Annotated in this window: 10 protein-coding genes and 1 pseudogene; 5 read left to right on the forward strand and 6 right to left on the reverse strand. The window is 72.8% G+C overall.

The window, feature by feature from the left end; translation table 11 throughout:
* Positions 1 to 13: 13 nt before the first annotated feature.
* Positions 14 to 1,135, forward strand: a complete 1,122-nt coding sequence (locus ACFWV2_RS26445; protein ID WP_384408428.1) for an AAA family ATPase — start codon at positions 14 to 16, stop codon at positions 1,133 to 1,135.
* Complete coding sequence (locus ACFWV2_RS26450) at positions 1,132 to 4,053, forward strand: hypothetical protein (RefSeq protein ID WP_384408430.1); 2,922 nt, start codon at positions 1,132 to 1,134, stop codon at positions 4,051 to 4,053. The genes ACFWV2_RS26445 and ACFWV2_RS26450 overlap by 4 nt, the downstream gene beginning before the upstream one ends.
* A gap of 71 nt (positions 4,054 to 4,124) precedes the next feature.
* On the opposite strand, the gene ACFWV2_RS26455 is transcribed toward ACFWV2_RS26450, so the two are convergent.
* The 3 genes and pseudogenes from ACFWV2_RS26455 to ACFWV2_RS26465 all read right to left on the reverse strand — a co-directional run.
* Entirely contained in the window at positions 4,125 to 5,435 is a 1,311-nt protein-coding gene (locus ACFWV2_RS26455) for a phytase (protein WP_384408432.1), read from the reverse strand.
* A gap of 188 nt (positions 5,436 to 5,623) precedes the next feature.
* Positions 5,624 to 6,934 (reverse strand): hypothetical protein, encoded by a 1,311-nt coding sequence (locus ACFWV2_RS26460; protein WP_384408434.1) that lies wholly within the window; start codon positions 6,932 to 6,934, stop codon positions 5,624 to 5,626.
* A 429-nt stretch (positions 6,935 to 7,363) separates the two neighbouring features.
* Positions 7,364 to 7,531, reverse strand: a pseudogene (locus tag ACFWV2_RS26465) (IS5/IS1182 family transposase); the annotation flags it as partial.
* Between the two features lie 179 nt (positions 7,532 to 7,710).
* On the opposite strand from ACFWV2_RS26465, the gene ACFWV2_RS26470 reads away from it, so the two are divergent.
* Entirely contained in the window at positions 7,711 to 8,097 is a 387-nt protein-coding gene (locus tag ACFWV2_RS26470) for an SH3 domain-containing protein (RefSeq protein WP_384408436.1), read from the forward strand.
* Between the two features lie 169 nt (positions 8,098 to 8,266).
* Here the strand turns inward: ACFWV2_RS26470 and bla are convergent, their stop codons facing one another.
* Together bla and thpR are read right to left on the reverse strand one after the other, a co-directional pair.
* Complete coding sequence (gene bla, locus ACFWV2_RS26475; RefSeq protein ID WP_384408438.1) at positions 8,267 to 9,214, reverse strand: class A beta-lactamase; 948 nt, start codon at positions 9,212 to 9,214, stop codon at positions 8,267 to 8,269.
* 87 nt (positions 9,215 to 9,301) lie between these two features.
* The gene (thpR, locus tag ACFWV2_RS26480) at positions 9,302 to 9,919 is read right to left on the reverse strand and encodes an RNA 2',3'-cyclic phosphodiesterase (protein ID WP_384408440.1); all 618 of its coding nucleotides are present in this window, start codon (positions 9,917 to 9,919) and stop codon (positions 9,302 to 9,304) included.
* A gap of 347 nt (positions 9,920 to 10,266) precedes the next feature.
* Here thpR and ACFWV2_RS26485 point away from each other — a divergent pair, with 347 nt between their 5' ends.
* Both ACFWV2_RS26485 and ACFWV2_RS26490 read left to right on the forward strand, forming a co-directional pair.
* On the forward strand, positions 10,267 to 11,142 hold the full coding sequence (locus ACFWV2_RS26485) for an alpha/beta hydrolase family protein (protein WP_384408442.1): 876 nt from the start codon (positions 10,267 to 10,269) through the stop codon (positions 11,140 to 11,142).
* Between the two features lie 127 nt (positions 11,143 to 11,269).
* A complete protein-coding gene (locus ACFWV2_RS26490; protein WP_384408444.1) occupies positions 11,270 to 13,933 on the forward strand; it encodes a LuxR C-terminal-related transcriptional regulator in 2,664 nt (887 codons plus the stop codon).
* Between the two features lie 387 nt (positions 13,934 to 14,320).
* Here ACFWV2_RS26490 and ACFWV2_RS26495 read toward each other — a convergent pair whose 3' ends face one another.
* Positions 14,321 to 15,520, reverse strand: a complete 1,200-nt coding sequence (locus tag ACFWV2_RS26495) for a S8 family serine peptidase (protein WP_384408446.1) — start codon at positions 15,518 to 15,520, stop codon at positions 14,321 to 14,323.
* Positions 15,521 to 15,748: the final 228 nt, after the last annotated feature.

The raw sequence follows: 15,748 nt of genomic DNA on the forward strand, positions 1-15,748 counted from the left end.
AAAGGCCCTTCTCATGTCCGACCTGCTCCGCGCTCCCGCCGAGATCAAGTACGCCGAGGAACTCGACTGGCTCGAGTCGATCGACGACAACCCCAAGCCGTTCTCCTGGCGCCTCTCCCCGAAGATGGTCCGCCTGTTCGTCCTCGGCTCCGAGCGCGCCGACGGCCTGGACCGGGAGGTGTCGCAGAAGTGGTTCGGCGACCGCAGCTTCGTCGAGCGCTCCATCGTCACCCTCGCCTCCGACCGCGGTCTGCTCCTCATCGGAGACCCCGGCACCGGCAAGAGCTGGCTCGCCGAACTCCTCTCGGCCGCGATCAGCCGCAACTCCACGCAGGTGGTACAGGGCACAGCGGGCACCACCGAGGACCACATCAAGTACTCCTGGAACGTGTCCATGGTCATCGCCAAGGGCCAGTCCCGCGAGTCGATGATCCCCTCGCCGATCATGACCGCCATGGAGACCGGCACCATCGGCCGCTTCGAGGAGCTCACCCGCTCCACCAGCGACGTCCAGGACGCGCTCATCTCGATCCTCTCCGAGAAGTACATCTCGGTCCCCGAACTCGACGGCGCCGACGGCGAGAACATCGTCTTCGCCAAGCCCGGCTTCTCGGTCATCGCCACCGCCAACAGCCGCGACCGGGGCGTCAACGACCTGTCCTCCGCGCTCAAGCGCCGGTTCAACTTCGTCCGCATCCCCATCGTCACGAACAAGAAGAGCGAGGCGGAGATCGTCCGCTTCCGCACCGAGGAGCTGCTGCGCCGGCACTCGATCGAGCTGGACGTGCCGCCCACCCTCCTCGACGTCCTCCTCCAGAGCTTCGCCGACCTGCGGGCCTCCGCCGCCGCGGCCGGGAGCGATGACGAGAAGCTGGAGTCCGCCCTCTCCACCGCCGAGCAGATCGGCGTACTGGAGGACGCCGTCCTGCACAGCGACTTCTTCGGCGAGCGCACCCTGACCGCCCGCGCCCTCGCCTCCTCGCTGATCGGCACCCTCGCCCGCCGCGAGCCCGAGGACCTGGCCATCCTCAACAAGTACCTGCACGGCGTCGTCGAGCCGCGCGGCAAGGAGGAGGGCGGCTCCTGGCCCGAGTTCCTGGAGGGCGGCCGCGAAGCGATCGCCAAGCTGTCATGACCGGCACCCCCGACACGACGGCCGCGCCCGGCACCCCCGGGACCACGGCGGCGGCAGCCACGTTCACCGCGCTGCGCGGGCAACTCCACCGCGCGGCGGCTGAGTTCGCCGACGGCCAGGACGCGCTGGAGGGCATCCTCCTCGGCATGGTCGACGACGTCGACCGCGCCGTCGGCGAGCCCCTGGAGATCTTCCCCGTCTGCCACCACTCGCCCGCCTCCGCCCTCGCCATGGCCCGCCGGCTGCGCGAGAAGCAGCCCAAGGTGGTGTACCTGGAACTCTGCGAGGACATGACGCCGCTCCTCACCGAGCTGCGCAACTGCCGGCTGCCCGTCGCGGTGCAGGCCTTCGCGAGCGAGATCGACGGCTTCCCGCCCGACTGGGCCCCGCTGTCCGTCGTCGCACCCGTCACCGAGGCGTCCGCCGAGTACCAGGCCATCGCCTACGCCCTCGACACGCCCGGCGTCGAACTCGTCCTCGTCGACCGCTCCTCCGACCACGTCTTCCAGTGGGACGCCCGGCACGACCGGGCCGAGCGGGCCACCGGGGACACGGACGCACTCCACGGTGAGGCCGTCGGCGTCGAGATCGGTGACCTGCGGCCCCGGTTCGCCGAACTGGAGGAGCACCTGCTGCGCCACGGCAAGGTGCGGCACTGGTCGGAGTGGTGGCACCAGTACGTCGAGGTCCCCCTCGGCGACAGCGACCACGACACCTACCGCCAGGTCATGTTCCTCATCGGCAGCCTGTTCCGGCGACTCGCCCCCGGCCGGGGTGACCGGGTGCGCGTCGACGAGGACCGCGAGCGCTACATGTGGACCCGGATGCGCGAGCACCTGGCCGCCACCGGCACCGATCCGGCCGACTGCCTCTACGTGTGCGGCGCCTTCCACGCGGCCAGCCGCGTCGAGGAATTCGGTGTGCACGGCAGCGGAGACTTCACCATCTCCCCGCGCACCGCCACGACCTGGCAGTACGGCCTGATCCCGTCCAGCCACACGGCGATCGAGGCGCAGTTCGGCCTCGCCCCCGGTTCCGTGTCCATCGCCGCGACCCAGTGGGCGAAGAACCTCAGACGCACCCGGGTGGAGCCGTACCGGCTCGCCGGGCAGGCCGGAACGAAGAAGCCGCGCGCGACGAGGACGGCGGCGAAGGCCGCCGCACCCGCGCCCGTCCCCACGGAGGACCGGCTCTCGGGCTTCCTCCAGCAGCCCCCCACCCTGCACACACTCGACGAGGCCGAACTGCTCGGCTGGTCCGTGGACATCGTCCGCGCCGCCCGCCGCAGCGGCTACCTCGCCTCCACCGCCGACGCGATCGCCGTCTTCGAGACGTCGATCCTGCTCGCCGCCATGCGCGACCGGGCCAAACCGACGCCGTACGACTTCCAGGACGCGGCGGTCACCTGCATCGAGAAGGACACCGTCCCCGGCCGCAGGGACGTGCGCCGCCTCGTCGAGATCATGATGGGCGGCGACCGGATCGGCCAGGTCGGCTACGAGGCCCTGCCGCCGCTCGCCCGCGACGTGCACGACCGGCTGGCACCGCTCGCACTCGACCTCCAGCAGCGCGGTGTGCGGCGAGCCCTCCTCGACATGGCGTCCCGGCCCGAGCTGCGGGCCTGTTCGGACGTCCTGTGGATGCTCCGCCGCCTGCTTCCCCCCGGAGCCGCACGCACCGTGATGGGAGAGCGGCGGCTCGGCGAGCGGTCGATCCAGGAATCATGGGACCTGTCCCTCGGTACCCACCAGCGGGCCCTCATCGAACTCGGCTACGAGGGCGTGAGCCTGGAGCAGGTGCTGGAGCAGCGCCTGCGCCGCACCGCGTACGGGGACCGGGCCACGACGGCGGAGGTCCTCGCGGCGCTCGAGGACGCCACCCTGTACCTCGGTGGCAGACGCCTCGCCGACGAGCTCGGCGCCCGCGCCCTCGACGTCCTGGCGGGCGAGCGTACCGTGGACGGGGCCCCGGAGGTGCTGCGCCGGGTGCGTGGCCTCCTCGCCTACTACCGCACCGGCGAACCGGTGCTGCCGCCGTGGATCGAGTCCTTCGTCCGCACCGGCTACGCCCACTACTGCACGCTGCTCCCGACGGCGTTCCGCGACGAGGACGCCACCGTGGGGCAGGTGGCGGCGATGCTCGGCTTCCTCTTCAGCATGGAGAGCCTGGCCTTGTCCCTGGGCTGCGACCGGACGCAACTGGAACTCGCGGTGGCGCAGTCGCACCCGGGGGACCCGGCGAAGACGGCGCTGCTGTGGGCCGCGCAGGTCCAGCTCGGCACCCTGTCCCGCGGTGAACTGCGCGCCCGCTGCGACGAACTCCTCGCCAACCCCCTGGTGGTGCCCTCCTACCCCCGTTACCTCAGCGGGTTCGTGCACGCCCTCCAGCCGGTACCGGGGCTCGCGGACGTGGTCGTGGAGGCCGTGTCGAACGCCTTCGGGCGGCTGCCCGACGCCGTCCTGCTGCCCTGGCTGCCGAGCCTCATCACCACCCTGCGGTCGAACGCCGCGGAGCTGGCCCCGCTGCTGATCCGCGAGGCGGGCCGGATCTTCCCCGGGCGGCTCGCGGCCCTGGACACCTGGGTCCCGCCGTGGCGCGCCCTGCCGGAGCCACAGCGCGACCGGCCGGCCGCCGCGCCGAGCGGTGCGGCACTGCTCCCGGCTTACCCGGAGACGTGTGACGCCCTCGCGCGGATCCTCGGTCGTACGGAGGCATGGGCCCCGGCGGACGGGGCGGTCGCCGGACCTGCCGGTGCGGCGCTGCTGTTCGCCCACCGGGCCACGAGTGACGCGGTGGCGGACCTCCTCGGCGGCGGCGACCCCTGGGAGCCGGACGCCGCCGAAGCCCGCTCCCCGGCCCTGACGATGCGCCACTCGGCCACGGCCCATGCGGTGGCGGCACTCCTCACGACCCCGTGAGCCGGTCCGGGCCGACCACCGAGGCCCCCGGGGCCCGGTGGCCGGCCCCGGGGGTGCGGCCGGAGGAAGGCTCAGTCGTCGAGGGCGTCCAGGACGGTGCCGAGGTCGACGAACTTGAAGTTGGTCGCGGCCCGGTCGCCGTCGGCGGGGGCGTCGTGTCCGTCCTGCACGACGAGCAGGCCGCGCGGGTACTTCGAGCCGAGGGGGGCGTTCAGGGCGGCGGCGCCGTCGCACTCCTCGGAGCCGTCGAGCGCGCTGTGCGCGGCCCCGACCCGGAACCCGCCCTCGTACTCGTTGTCGTCCCCGAGCTCCCGGTCGTAGGCGGCGAAGGTGTTGTCGCCCTGGCTGGAGGCGAGGAGGTACCCGTCGCCGTCGGACTCGGTGACCAGGGTCAGGCCCTCGACGTCCGCGGAGATCCGGGTGCCGCCGAAGCCGGGGTCGGCGCCCGGAGCGCACTCCTCGGTCTCCTCGTCGTAGACCCCGGGAACGCCGTACTCGCGGACGGTGTCGACCAGCTTCGGCGTGCCGGTGAGGTCGGCGCGCAGTCGCCAGATGCCGACGTCCTCCTGCCCGGCGTAGAGGGTGCCGTCGGCGGGGTCGACGACCATGCCCTCGACCTGGGGCAGCTCGCCGGGTTCGCCGCAGGGGGACCAGGAGGTGCCGTCGGGCAGCCGGAACGTGGAGGGCAGGTCCAGGGTGCGGATCTTGCGGTACGTCATCCTGTCGCCCGCGGCCGGGAGCAGTTCGAGCAGCGCGACGCTGGTGCGCTCCCGCCGGCTGACCAGGGCGAAGGACTTGCCCGTGGCGCGGTCCGTCCAGGTCGCGAGACCGTAGGCGGTCCGCTGGTCGTTGATCTCGGCCTGGTCCCGGGAGAACACGGGCGGCGCGGCGGGGTCGGTGACGTCGGTGAGCGGGCCGCCCGCGCGGTCGCGGTCGATGCGGTAGAAACGCAGCCGGTCGTGGCCCCGGTCGGTGGTCACGGCCAGGTCCGCCCTGCCCGAGGTGAGCCGCAGGCCCTGGACGAGGTCCACGTTGTTGAAGCGGCCCGGGGCGTCGTCAGGACCGGCGGCCGGGGGAGCGGCGATCGACTGCACCGGTCGCGCGTCCAGGTCGTAGACGCGCAGGCCGCCCTCCTTGGCGGTCGCGATGACAAGGCTGCGGCCGGGGGCGGCGGCGTTGCGCCAGATGGCCGGGTCGTCGGCGTCGGCGTTGCCGCCCGCGTCGTCGTCGTGCAGTACCGGCGTCTCCGCGCGCGGCGTCACGGTCGGCAACGGGGTTCCGGAGGCGCGCTGGTGGGCCTGGGCCGGTACGGCAAGGGCCGCTGCCGCGAGCGCCGTGGTCATGACGAGCGCGAGCGAACGGGCGGTGGTGGGGCGAGTCACGCAACTCTCCTCTGCAGGGGGGTGGTCGGTCCTGCGTGAGCGTGCTGCCCCTCCGTGTCGGCCCGGGGCCCCCGGACGACCGGAGGCCCGAAGTCCAGGTGTACGTGCGATGAACCGCCGAGCGGACCGCGACACGTGTCGCGGTCCGCGGGGGGTCTGCCCGACGACGATCGGGCGGGGTTCGGCGATCAGGCCGGGTTCTTCACGTCCGCCAGGTGGTTCGCGCCGATGAGGCAGTCACGCATCTCGTAGCGGGGTGCGACGGCCCCGGTCCAGCGGAGGAACCCGGTGGTCCCGGTCGCCGTCGACATGTCGATGAACCGGCACCCGTCGTACAGGACCTTGCCGGACGTGGTCGCGGTGGGCCCGGTCGTCACCTGGTGAGAGCCCATCAGCCCGCAGTCCTCGTACCGCACCATCGGGCCTCGGGCGCCGTTCGCGTGGAAGTCGTACGCGTGGGTGACCGCGTTCGGCGCCCAGGACTTGAAGCTGAGGGCGGTGTCGTCGCACGACACGAAGGTGATGTTCCCCTTGTACCAGCGGGAGTCGATCACCTTGTGGCCTACGCCCCGCAGCTCGAACCGGATGCCCTGGGCGTACAGCCGTGCGACGGAGTCGGCCCGGGTGGTCGCGTCGGCGGTGAGCTGGAAGAACGTACCGGTCGACGCGGCGTCCGTGAGGATGTAGGAGCCGCCGACGAAGTTCATCGAGCCGCCCCGGTTGTTCTTCACGAACACACCCGACTGGTACTCCACCTTGCAGTCGCGGAACCAGTAGTTGAGGAACTGGTCCTGCTGCGTCGCCGCCGGGGTCATCCCCAGGACGAGGAACGCGTCGGAGTAGGAGCCGCCGACCTGGCAGTGGTCCCAGCCCATCTCGCTGTTGAGGTTGGACGTCGTGGCCGGGCCGTCGAGACCGATGCCGCGCTTCCAGCTGCCGCGCCACTCGACGTCCGTGTACCAGGTGTCCTGGACGCCGTAGTCGGCCGAGGAGTAGGCGTAGTTGAAGCTCGATGTGGCGTTGGTGCTGGTGAAGGTGAGTCCGGAGATCCGGATGTTCTTGTAGCGCTGGTAGTTCGTCCACAGCGTGGTGTCGTCGGCCGCCGGCGAGTACACGATCCGGGACAGCCGCTTGCCGTAGCCGGTGATCGAAACGCCGTCGACGATACCGCCGTTGCCCTCGCCGTTGACGTTCGGCAGCAGCGAGTCCGGCTGGGTCAGAAGGTAGGTGCCGGGCGGGATGACCAGGACCTTCTTCGGAATCGCTCCCGAGATCGGGCCGGGCTGGAACGAGGCGAGCACCTCGGCGGCGGCCGCGCGGAACGCGGCGTCACTGGCGGTCGCGCCGGTCGGGTCGGCACCCTTGCTGATCACGTCGACGCTGTACGGGTCGTCCCCGGAACCCGCCGCGTACGCCGGTCCGCTCCCCGTCGCCAGTGCCCCCACCGTCGCGCCGGCTCCGGCCGTCGCCAGACCGCGCATGACGGAACGCCGGTCCATACCCCTGCTCATTCTGCCCCCTGTGTAACGATCATGAGAAAGACAGGACATCGGACCATGACGGGGACGTGAACGCAAGATCGTTTCTTCCGGACGGGTGTGGGTGCCGTCACAGGCAGGAAGGGGTGCCGGACCTGAGGGAAAGCGTCCGGCGCCAGGTGTCCGGGAACGCGGACGACCCGTGGGCCTTGGTCCCGTCCGCTCGAGTTCGGACGGGAGCCGGCCGGAATACCGGCGGCCCACGGGTCGGGTGACTGCGTGGTTTTCGGCAGGTGACCTGCCGGGGTGCACAGAGTGCGACGGCAGGCCGTCAGCCCGCAGTCACCTCACGAATCCGAAAAGAAACCATGTTCTCGGATCACCTCCTTTCAGCGTGTGCCCACAGCCTAGGAAAGCCGGAGACGCCGCTCAACCCATTTAAAGGTCCTCTCATGTGGCGAGTCTGCGGTGGCAGACGAGGGTGCAGGCAAAGCTGGTGAAGGCGAGGAAGTGGCCGGCTCTGCGTTCGTACCGACGGTGGAGGCGGCGGCATCCGGTGAGCCAGGTCATGGTGCGTTCTCCGGTCCAGCGGTGGCGGCCCCGTCGCTGTGAGGACTCGAACTTCGCTGTTCCGGTTGGGGAGTTGTCGTGCGTCAGACGGCTGACTTCGCCCCGATGGCACTAACGTCGTGCGCGGCTCCGGCGTCTTCGAGCGGTGACACCACTCGGCCGGCCCGGGCCTGCTCCTACGTACGTGTTCCGCACCCAGAACCGACGACGCAAGGGGAATCGATTCCATGACCGTCACAGCAGCACGCCGCACCAGGTCACCGCGTCGCTCCGCCGCCCGCACGGCGGCCGTGGCGGCCCTGTCCGCCGCCGCGCTCCTCGGCGGCGGTCTCACGGCCCAGGCCGCCGCACCCGCCCGCACGACGGGCACGGCCGTGGAACTCGCGCCGGCCGGTGCGCTCGCCACCCAGTGCTACTACAAGGTCAACGCCAGCGGCGGTCTGCTGATCCGCAGCGGTCCCGGCACCAGGTACGCGGTCGTCGGGTCCTACGCCAACGGCTCCACGATCCTCGCGTCGGCGTCCACCACCAACGGCTTCCGCCAGGTGGGCACCAACCGCTGGGTCTCCTCGGCGTACACCGTCCGCATCGTCAACCTTCCCTGCGAGTCCTGACAGGGACCCGCGCCGAGGACACCGTTCCCCAGCCCTTCAACGGGCCGTCGGCCGCCGGAGACCCCTCCGGCGGCCTGTCCGCTGCGTCCGACCGGTCTCCGAACTCATCACCGTCAACGTGTTGTCCCCGACGATGTGCCGGATACCGGGCACGTGCGTCCCGGCCTCGTCAGCGGAGTTCCGCCGCCACCAGAGCCGCCGCGTCGGCCACCAGCGCATCGACGGGCGGGGCGTCCTCCTCGAACCGCGTCGTCATCACGACCAGCAGGATCGGGCCGCCGTCCGGCGGCCACGTGACCCCCGCGTCGTTGTTGCCGCCGTACCGGCCGCCGCCGGTCTTGTCGGCGAGGAGCCAGTCCGCGGGCAGCCCCTTGCGGAACCGCTCACCGCTCGTGGTGTTGGCGAGCATCCAGCGCGTGAGCCGTTCCCGGTCCTCGCGCGCGAGCGCGTCGCCGAGCAGCAGCCGCCCGTAGGTCCGGCCGATGGCGCGGGGCGTCGTGGTGTCGGTCTCCCGCCAGGGCTCCGCCGAGTTCAGCTCGGGCTCCCAGCGGTAGAGCCGCGTCGTACCGTCGCCGACCGACCGGGCGAACCGCGTGACCGAGGTCGGACCGCCCAGCTCGCGGAGCAGCAGGTTCGCCGCGGTGTTGTCGCTGTGGCGCAGGGTGGCGTCGCAGAGCTCGGCGACGGTCATCCCGCGGGCGAGGTTCTCCGGCAGCTCGGTCCTCGGGGACCAGCCCGACCGCTTGACGTAGGCCTCCGTGTAGCGGATGCGCCGCGCCAGGAACGTGCCGTCGTGATCGAGGTCGCGCAGCACGGCCGCGACGGCGAGGGTCTTGAACACCGAGCACATCGGGAAGCGCTCCTCGGCGCGGTACGCCACCGAGCGCCCCGACCGCACGTCGTGGGCGAACACCCCGAGCCGGGCCGCGTGCCGGTGCTCCAGCTCCCGCAGCCCTGCGACGAGACGCCTACCGCCGGGGCCCTTCCCCCCGGCGTGCGTCGTTCCGGGCGGGGAGGCGTACGCCGACCCGACGAGAGGTGACGCGGACGTCAGCACGGCGCCGGCGCCGAGGGCGAGAGCGGTGCGACGGGACGGGGTGAGACCTGAGACGGACAACGTTTTCCCTTTCCGTGGCGATCACTGCACAGGGAAACACGCGTCAGGGACCCCGAACGGTTGCGACCCGTACCGACCCCGGACGCTTCATCGCCCGTCGAAGGACCAGGCCTCGATGTCGCGGTAGCGGATCGGCCCGGGCCCCCGCCCGAAGTCGCTGCCGACCAGATGGAGGCGTTCCGCCCGCCAACGACGGCCGGTGAATCCGGCGAGCCGGCCGGCGATGTCCACCACGCTCGACTGATCGTCGCGGCGGGCGCGGGCCAGCGTCAGATGGGGGCGCAGCGGCCGGTCCTCGAAGGGGACACGGCACTCCCTGACCACGGCACGGACGCCGTCGGCCAGTGCGTGCAGCCCTTCCAGGTCCCCGGCGATCCCGCTCCACAACACCCGCTCGTCGAAGTGCCCGCAGCCGCGCAGCGCCAGCTCGACGGGCCGGAGCGAGGCCGCGAGGTCCGCCAGCGGCGGACGCAGCAGCGGAACGGTCGCGACGGGGAGCTCGCCGAGGAACGCCAGCGTGATGTGCCAGTCCTCGATGCGGTTCCACCGCAGGCGCGGGTACGCGTCGTACGCGGCGCCCAACTCCCGCGCCAGCTCGTCCTTCGCCTCGTCGGGCGGGGCGAGGGCGACGAAGAGGCGCACGGTCGCGGCCCGGTCCCGCTCGTCCCCACCCGGCTCCGTGCCCCGCCCGCGCACCTGCGTCATCGTCCGTTCCCCGCTCGCCCTGCGTCCGTCGTCCCGCGATCCGCGTCGCCCCGGACCCGATGTCCCGCGACGATCGCCATGCCGAGGTGAGGGTACGCGGTGTCCCCCCAGGTCCGGGCCTTCGGCCGGTGAGGGTACGCGGGGACCCGCCGGCCCGGCCGCGCCGCCGCAGTCCTGTCGAACCCCCCGCCCCGGCCTCCGGGCGGACCCGTCGTGACGGGAGACCGGTGGTTCTGCCGATGCCCGCGTGCCGCGCCGCGTCGACAGTGACCGGGCCAGTCCAGGACGCGCCGCCCCCGGTTCCAGCCGAGGGCGGCCGCCACACGACACGAGAGGACGACTCCGTCGTGAATCGACACCTTGCCGCAGCCGCCACCGCCACCGCCGCCTGCCTCACCCTGCTCGCCACCCCGGGTGCCAGCGCCGCCGGCACCGCCGCCAACCCCTACGAGCGGGGCCCCGCCCCCACCCAGTCGAGCATCGAGGCCCTGCGCGGCCCGTACGCCGTCTCCGAGACCAGCGTCTCCTCCCTCGCCGCCAGCGGCTTCGGAGGCGGCACCATCTACTACCCGACGTCCACGAGCGACGGCACGTTCGGCGCGGTCGTGATCTCGCCGGGCTTCACCGCCTACCAGTCCTCGATCGCCTGGCTGGGGCCGCGTCTCGCCTCGCAGGGCTTCGTGGTGTTCACCATCGACACCCTCACCACGGTCGACCAGCCGGACAGCCGCGGACGCCAGCTCCTGGCCGCGCTCGACCACCTGACCCAGCGCAGCGCCGTGCGGGGCAGGATCGACGCCACCCGCCTCGGCGTCATGGGCCACTCCATGGGTGGCGGCGGCAGCCTCGAAGCCGCCAAGAGCCGGCCGTCGTTGAAGGCCGCGATCCCCCTGACCGGGTGGAACACGGACAAGACCTGGCCCGAACTCCGCACGCCCACCCTGGTCATCGGCGCGGACGGTGACACGGTCGCCCCCGTCTCCAGCCACTCGGAGCCCTTCTACCAGAGCCTGCCCAGCTCGCTCGACAAGGCGTACCTGGAGCTGAACGGCGCCACGCACTTCACCCCGAACACCTCGAACACGACGATCGCGAAGTACAGCATCTCCTGGCTCAAGCGCTTCATCGACGACGACACCCGGTACGAGCAGTTCCTCTGCCCGCTGCCGCGGCCGAGCCTGACGATCGAGGAGTACCGGGGCACCTGCCCGCTCGGTTCCTGACGATCGACGGCCGGCGTCCGGACGCTCTGTGCGCCGTCACAGGACACGGCTCCCGGGCCTGGGCCCCAGCCCACGCCCTCGCCCGGGAGCCTTCCGCGGATACCTACGGGTCGGTAACGTGATCGTCGTGAGCGGAGCGACACATGCCGCCGCCCCCGGCCCGCGGTTGTACGACCGTACGACCGAACTCGCCGCGGTGGCCCGGCTCTCAGCAGGCGCCGGCACCGGAACGGGCGGCGTCCTCTTCGTCACGGGCGACCCCGGCGAGGGGCGTACCGCGCTGCTCGCGCGGGCCGCCCACGACTTCCCCGGCACCGCCCTCTGCGTCGCCGCACCCCCGCACCGGGGGCCGTGGAGCGGGGTGCGATCCCTGTGCGCCGCCCTCGCGCCCCACCCGCCCGCCGGGCGCCGCGCGCTCCGGCTCGCGCGGGGCGAGGCCGGTCTCGCCGCCGCCGTCGGAAGTCTGACCGCCGGCCGTCCCGCCCTGATCTGCCTGGACGACCTGCACCTCTGGGACGCCCACTCCCGCGCCGCGCTCACCACGGCCTGGCGCGAGCCGGGGAGCCGCTGGGGCGGCACGGTCTGGCTCGTGTCGGCGGCCCGCCACCACCGTCTCCCCGACGTGCCGGACGCGGAGGCCCTACGGCTCGGGCGGCTCACCCGGGACGGCGCGCGGGCCCTCCTGGGCGACCTGTGCCCGGTGCCGCCGCCGGCCGGGCTCGTGGAGCGGCTGCTCGACGAGACGGCCGGACATCCCGGTGTCCTCGCCGCGGCGGTACGGCGCCTCGGATCCGCTCTCGTGACCGGAACCGGGCTGACGTCCCGGCCCCTCGTCGACGGCGCCGTCCTCGCCGAGGTGTACGGCGGTCTCGTGGACAGCCTCCCGGCCGACTCCCGGCGGCTGCTCGCCGTGGTCGCCCTGACCGGCCGCACGGAAACCTCCGACCCGCCGCACCCGCCCGGCCGCACCGAAGCCCACACTCCAGTCGCGGAACCCCACGGCCACGTCCAGGCCGACCCCCCGGCCTCGGCGGCCCCCGGACGCGGGACGGGACGGGCGGGCGCGGGGCGGTGGTCGCAGGCGTACGAGGTCGGTCTCGGCGCGGTCCTCGCCACCGCGCGGGCGACCCGTACCTCCGTCGAGCCGCTGGACGGCCTGATCGCGGGCGGGCTGCTCTGCCGCAGGGGTGACGCGCTCCGCTTCGAGGACCCGTTCCTCGGCAGGGCGGCGCTCGCCTCCGCACCCACCGGGATCACCCCGGCCCCTTCGCCCGTCCCGGCGTCGGACCCCACGCTCGTCCGCGGCGAGGGGCACCGCGCCGACCGTCTCGGCCCGCCCCCGGCCGTACGCGCCCTCGCTCCCGTGGTCCGCGGCCGCGCCCAGCTCGTCCGCGGTCTCGCGGCACTCGCGGGCGGTCCGGTCATGGACGCGCACGAGGCACTGCTGCAAGCGGCGGAACTGCTCGGCGACCGGGAGCCGGCCGAGGCGTCCGACGCCCGGTTCCTCGCCATGGAGGCCGCCTGGGCCGGGGGTGACGTCTCCGCGTGCCTGGCCGCCCTGGACCCCGGCAAGGCGGCCCGGGGGACGGAACGCGACTTCGTCGTGGGGCTGCGCGCCGCCCTCGACATCCGCCTCGACCAGGCCCGCTCCGTCCTGGCGCGGGTGGTCGCGCGGGACGGCGTCGAGGACGACCCCCGCCTGCTCCTGCGGGCGGGCTCCGCAGCGCTCGTGGTCGGCGACACCGCGTCGGCGGCCCGGATCCACGCCCGTGCGCTCGTCCGCGCCCGCGCCGAGCACCGCAGCGCCCTGGTGCCCCGGGTCCTGGAACACCTCGCCTACGCGGAACTGAGGGCCGGCCGGTACAGCAGGGCCGCGCGCACCGCGCACGAGGGACTGCGGGCGGCCGAGCAGACCGGCCAGCGCAACGTCGCCGCGCACCAGCACGCCGTCCTGGCCCTCGTCGCCTCGGTGGCGGGCGACGGGCGGACCGTGAGGGAACACGCCGGGCGGGCCCTCGACACCGCGCGCCCGCACGGCCTCGTCCAGGCCGCTACCCTCGCCGAATGGGCGCTGGCCAGGGCCGAGTTCGGGCACGGTCTCGCCGCCCAGGCGACCGCGCGGCTCCTTCCCCTCGTCCGGCAGGGCCCACGGAGCGGCCACTTCGCGCTGCGGATGCTGGTGATCCCCTGTTTCGTGGAGGCGGCCGTCGCGTCCGGGCGGCGCGCGGAGGCGCGGGAAGCGGCGGAGGAGTACGCGATCTGGGCCGTCCAGGGCATCGACGGGACGGCACCGGCCCAACTGGCGCGCTGCCGGGCGCTGCTGGCGCCGGGCGAGGAGCCGGCGTACTGGTTCGGTGAGGCCGTCCGCCGCCACGAAAGCTGCGGCAACGACTTCGAACGCGCCCGTACGCTCCTCGCCTACGGCACCTGGCTGAGGCGCCGCCGGCGGCCCGGCGACGCCCGTGGTCCGCTGAGCGACGCCCTGGTCACCTTCGAGCGGGCCGCGGCGGAGGGCTGGGCCGAGCACGCCCGCTCCGAACTGCGCGCCACCGGTGGCACCACCGGCGGGGTCACGGACCCGGCGGCGCTCGGCCGGCTGACGCCTCAGCAGCAGCGGATCGCCCGCCTCGTCGCCGGAGGCGCCACCAACCGGGAGGTCGCCGACCGCCTCACCCTCAGCCCGAGGACGGTCGACCACCACCTCAGGAGCGTCTTCGCCAGGCTGGGCATCCGGTCCCGGGTCGAACTCCCGGGCGTGGTCGGCCGGTGGGACGCCCGCCCGTCCGGGTGATGACGGGACTCGGCCGTGGGTGTTCGGGAGGGGCACGGTGAATGCCCCAGCGGGCGGTCAGGGAATGTTCGACCGAACTGGGCTCCTCGACCGGCTCGCCGACGGCGACGCTTTCGCGCTGTGCACGCCCCGAGGGCAGGTCCATCGTCGCGTGTGGTGAACGTCATGGACGAGCCGTCGCTCCGGACGCTCATCCTGCACCAGACGTAGGGGATCCGGAACACGGTGAGCGGCGTCTGCGGCGTCGGCAGCACTGTGCGGCAGCCGGGGGAACCAGGGCCGCCGGGGATCGAGGAAAGGCGGCCCTCCGTACGGAGGGCCGCCTTCCGATCGGCTCACGGCACGGCCGTCACGCCGGTCGGTGGAGCGAGCCGGGGAGCCTGGCGACTACGGGGCCACCTTCAACAGCTTGTTCGCGGTGCCGGAGGAGGGGTTCTTGATCGCGTCCGCCGTGGCCGCCCCGGTCAGGGCGGCGGCGGTGTCGGCGGGCGTCGCCGACGGGTTGGCCGCCAGGTACAGGACGGCCGCGCCCGCCACGTGCGGCGCCGCCATCGACGTACCGGAGATGGTCTTCGTACCGGTGTCGCTGTCGTTCCAGGCCGAGGTGATCTCCGAGCCCGGCGCGTACAGGTCCACCACGGCGCCGAAGTTGGAGAACGACGACTGCTGGTCGTCCTTGGTGCTGGACGCCACGGTCAGCGCCTCCGGCACCCGGGACGGCGAGCCCAGACCGGCGTCGGAGGACTCGTTGCCCGCCGCCACCGCGAAGGTCACGCCCGAGGAGATGGCCCGCTCGACCGCCGCGTCCAGCGCCTCGTCGGCACCGCCGCCGAGGCTCATGTTCGCGACCGAGGGCCCGGAGTGGTTCTGCGTCACCCAGTCGATGCCCGCCACGACCTGCTCGGTGGTGCCGGAGCCGTTGTCGTCGAGGACGCGCACGGCGACGATCCTGGACTTCTTGGCGACGCCGTGGGAGGTGCCGGCGATGGTGCCCGCCACGTGGGTGCCGTGGCCGTTGCCGTCGTCGGCGGTGGCGTCGTTGTCGACGGCGTCGAAGCCGTGGCTCGCCCGGCCGCCGAAGTCCTGGTGGGAGATCCGGACGCCGGTGTCGATGACGTACGCGGTCACGCCCTCGCCGCCGTTGTCGGGGTAGGCGTACTTCTGGTCACCGGCCGTGTCGGCCTGGTCGATCCGGTCCAGGCCCCAGGACGGGGGCTTGTCCTGCGTTTCGTTGATGCTGAAGCGCTTGTTCTGCACGACCGTCCCGACGGAGGGGTCGGCCGCCAGCCGCTTGGCCTCGTCGACGCTGAGGCCGGACGCGGAGAAGCCGTTGACCTCGGAGCCGTAGGAGCGTTCGAGCGTGCCGCCGTACTTCTTCGCGAGTTCCGCCTTGTTCGCGGATGCGTCGAGGATGACGACGAAGCTGCCGGAGACGGCGCCCGGTGCGCCGAGTCCGTGCACGGTCCCTGTCGCCGGGGCGGCCGCCCCGGCGAGGTTGCCCGCGAACAGAGCCGCGGTGACTGCGCCTGCCGCACCTGTGGCGATGACCGCGTTGCGAAGACCGTGGGATCGCTTGTGAGTTGCCATGAAGGGGGATCTCTCCTCGTGTTGACGTGTGGGGCGTCAAACGTTCGAGAGAACCCTGTGCGGGTTGGCAGGAGCAAATCAAGAGGGGGACCGGCGTACGGCTTATTCAACAAGGTTTCTTAATGATCCCTCCGCATCGCCTCCACGGCCCACACGTCTTCTCACGCACTCCTGCGTGAAATGGGCACGATTAATGATTTGTACATCGGGCCTCCGCTCTGCATCCTC

The organism is Streptomyces sp. NPDC058671, assembly GCF_042716475.1.
Lineage (GTDB): Bacteria > Actinomycetota > Actinomycetes > Streptomycetales > Streptomycetaceae > Streptomyces.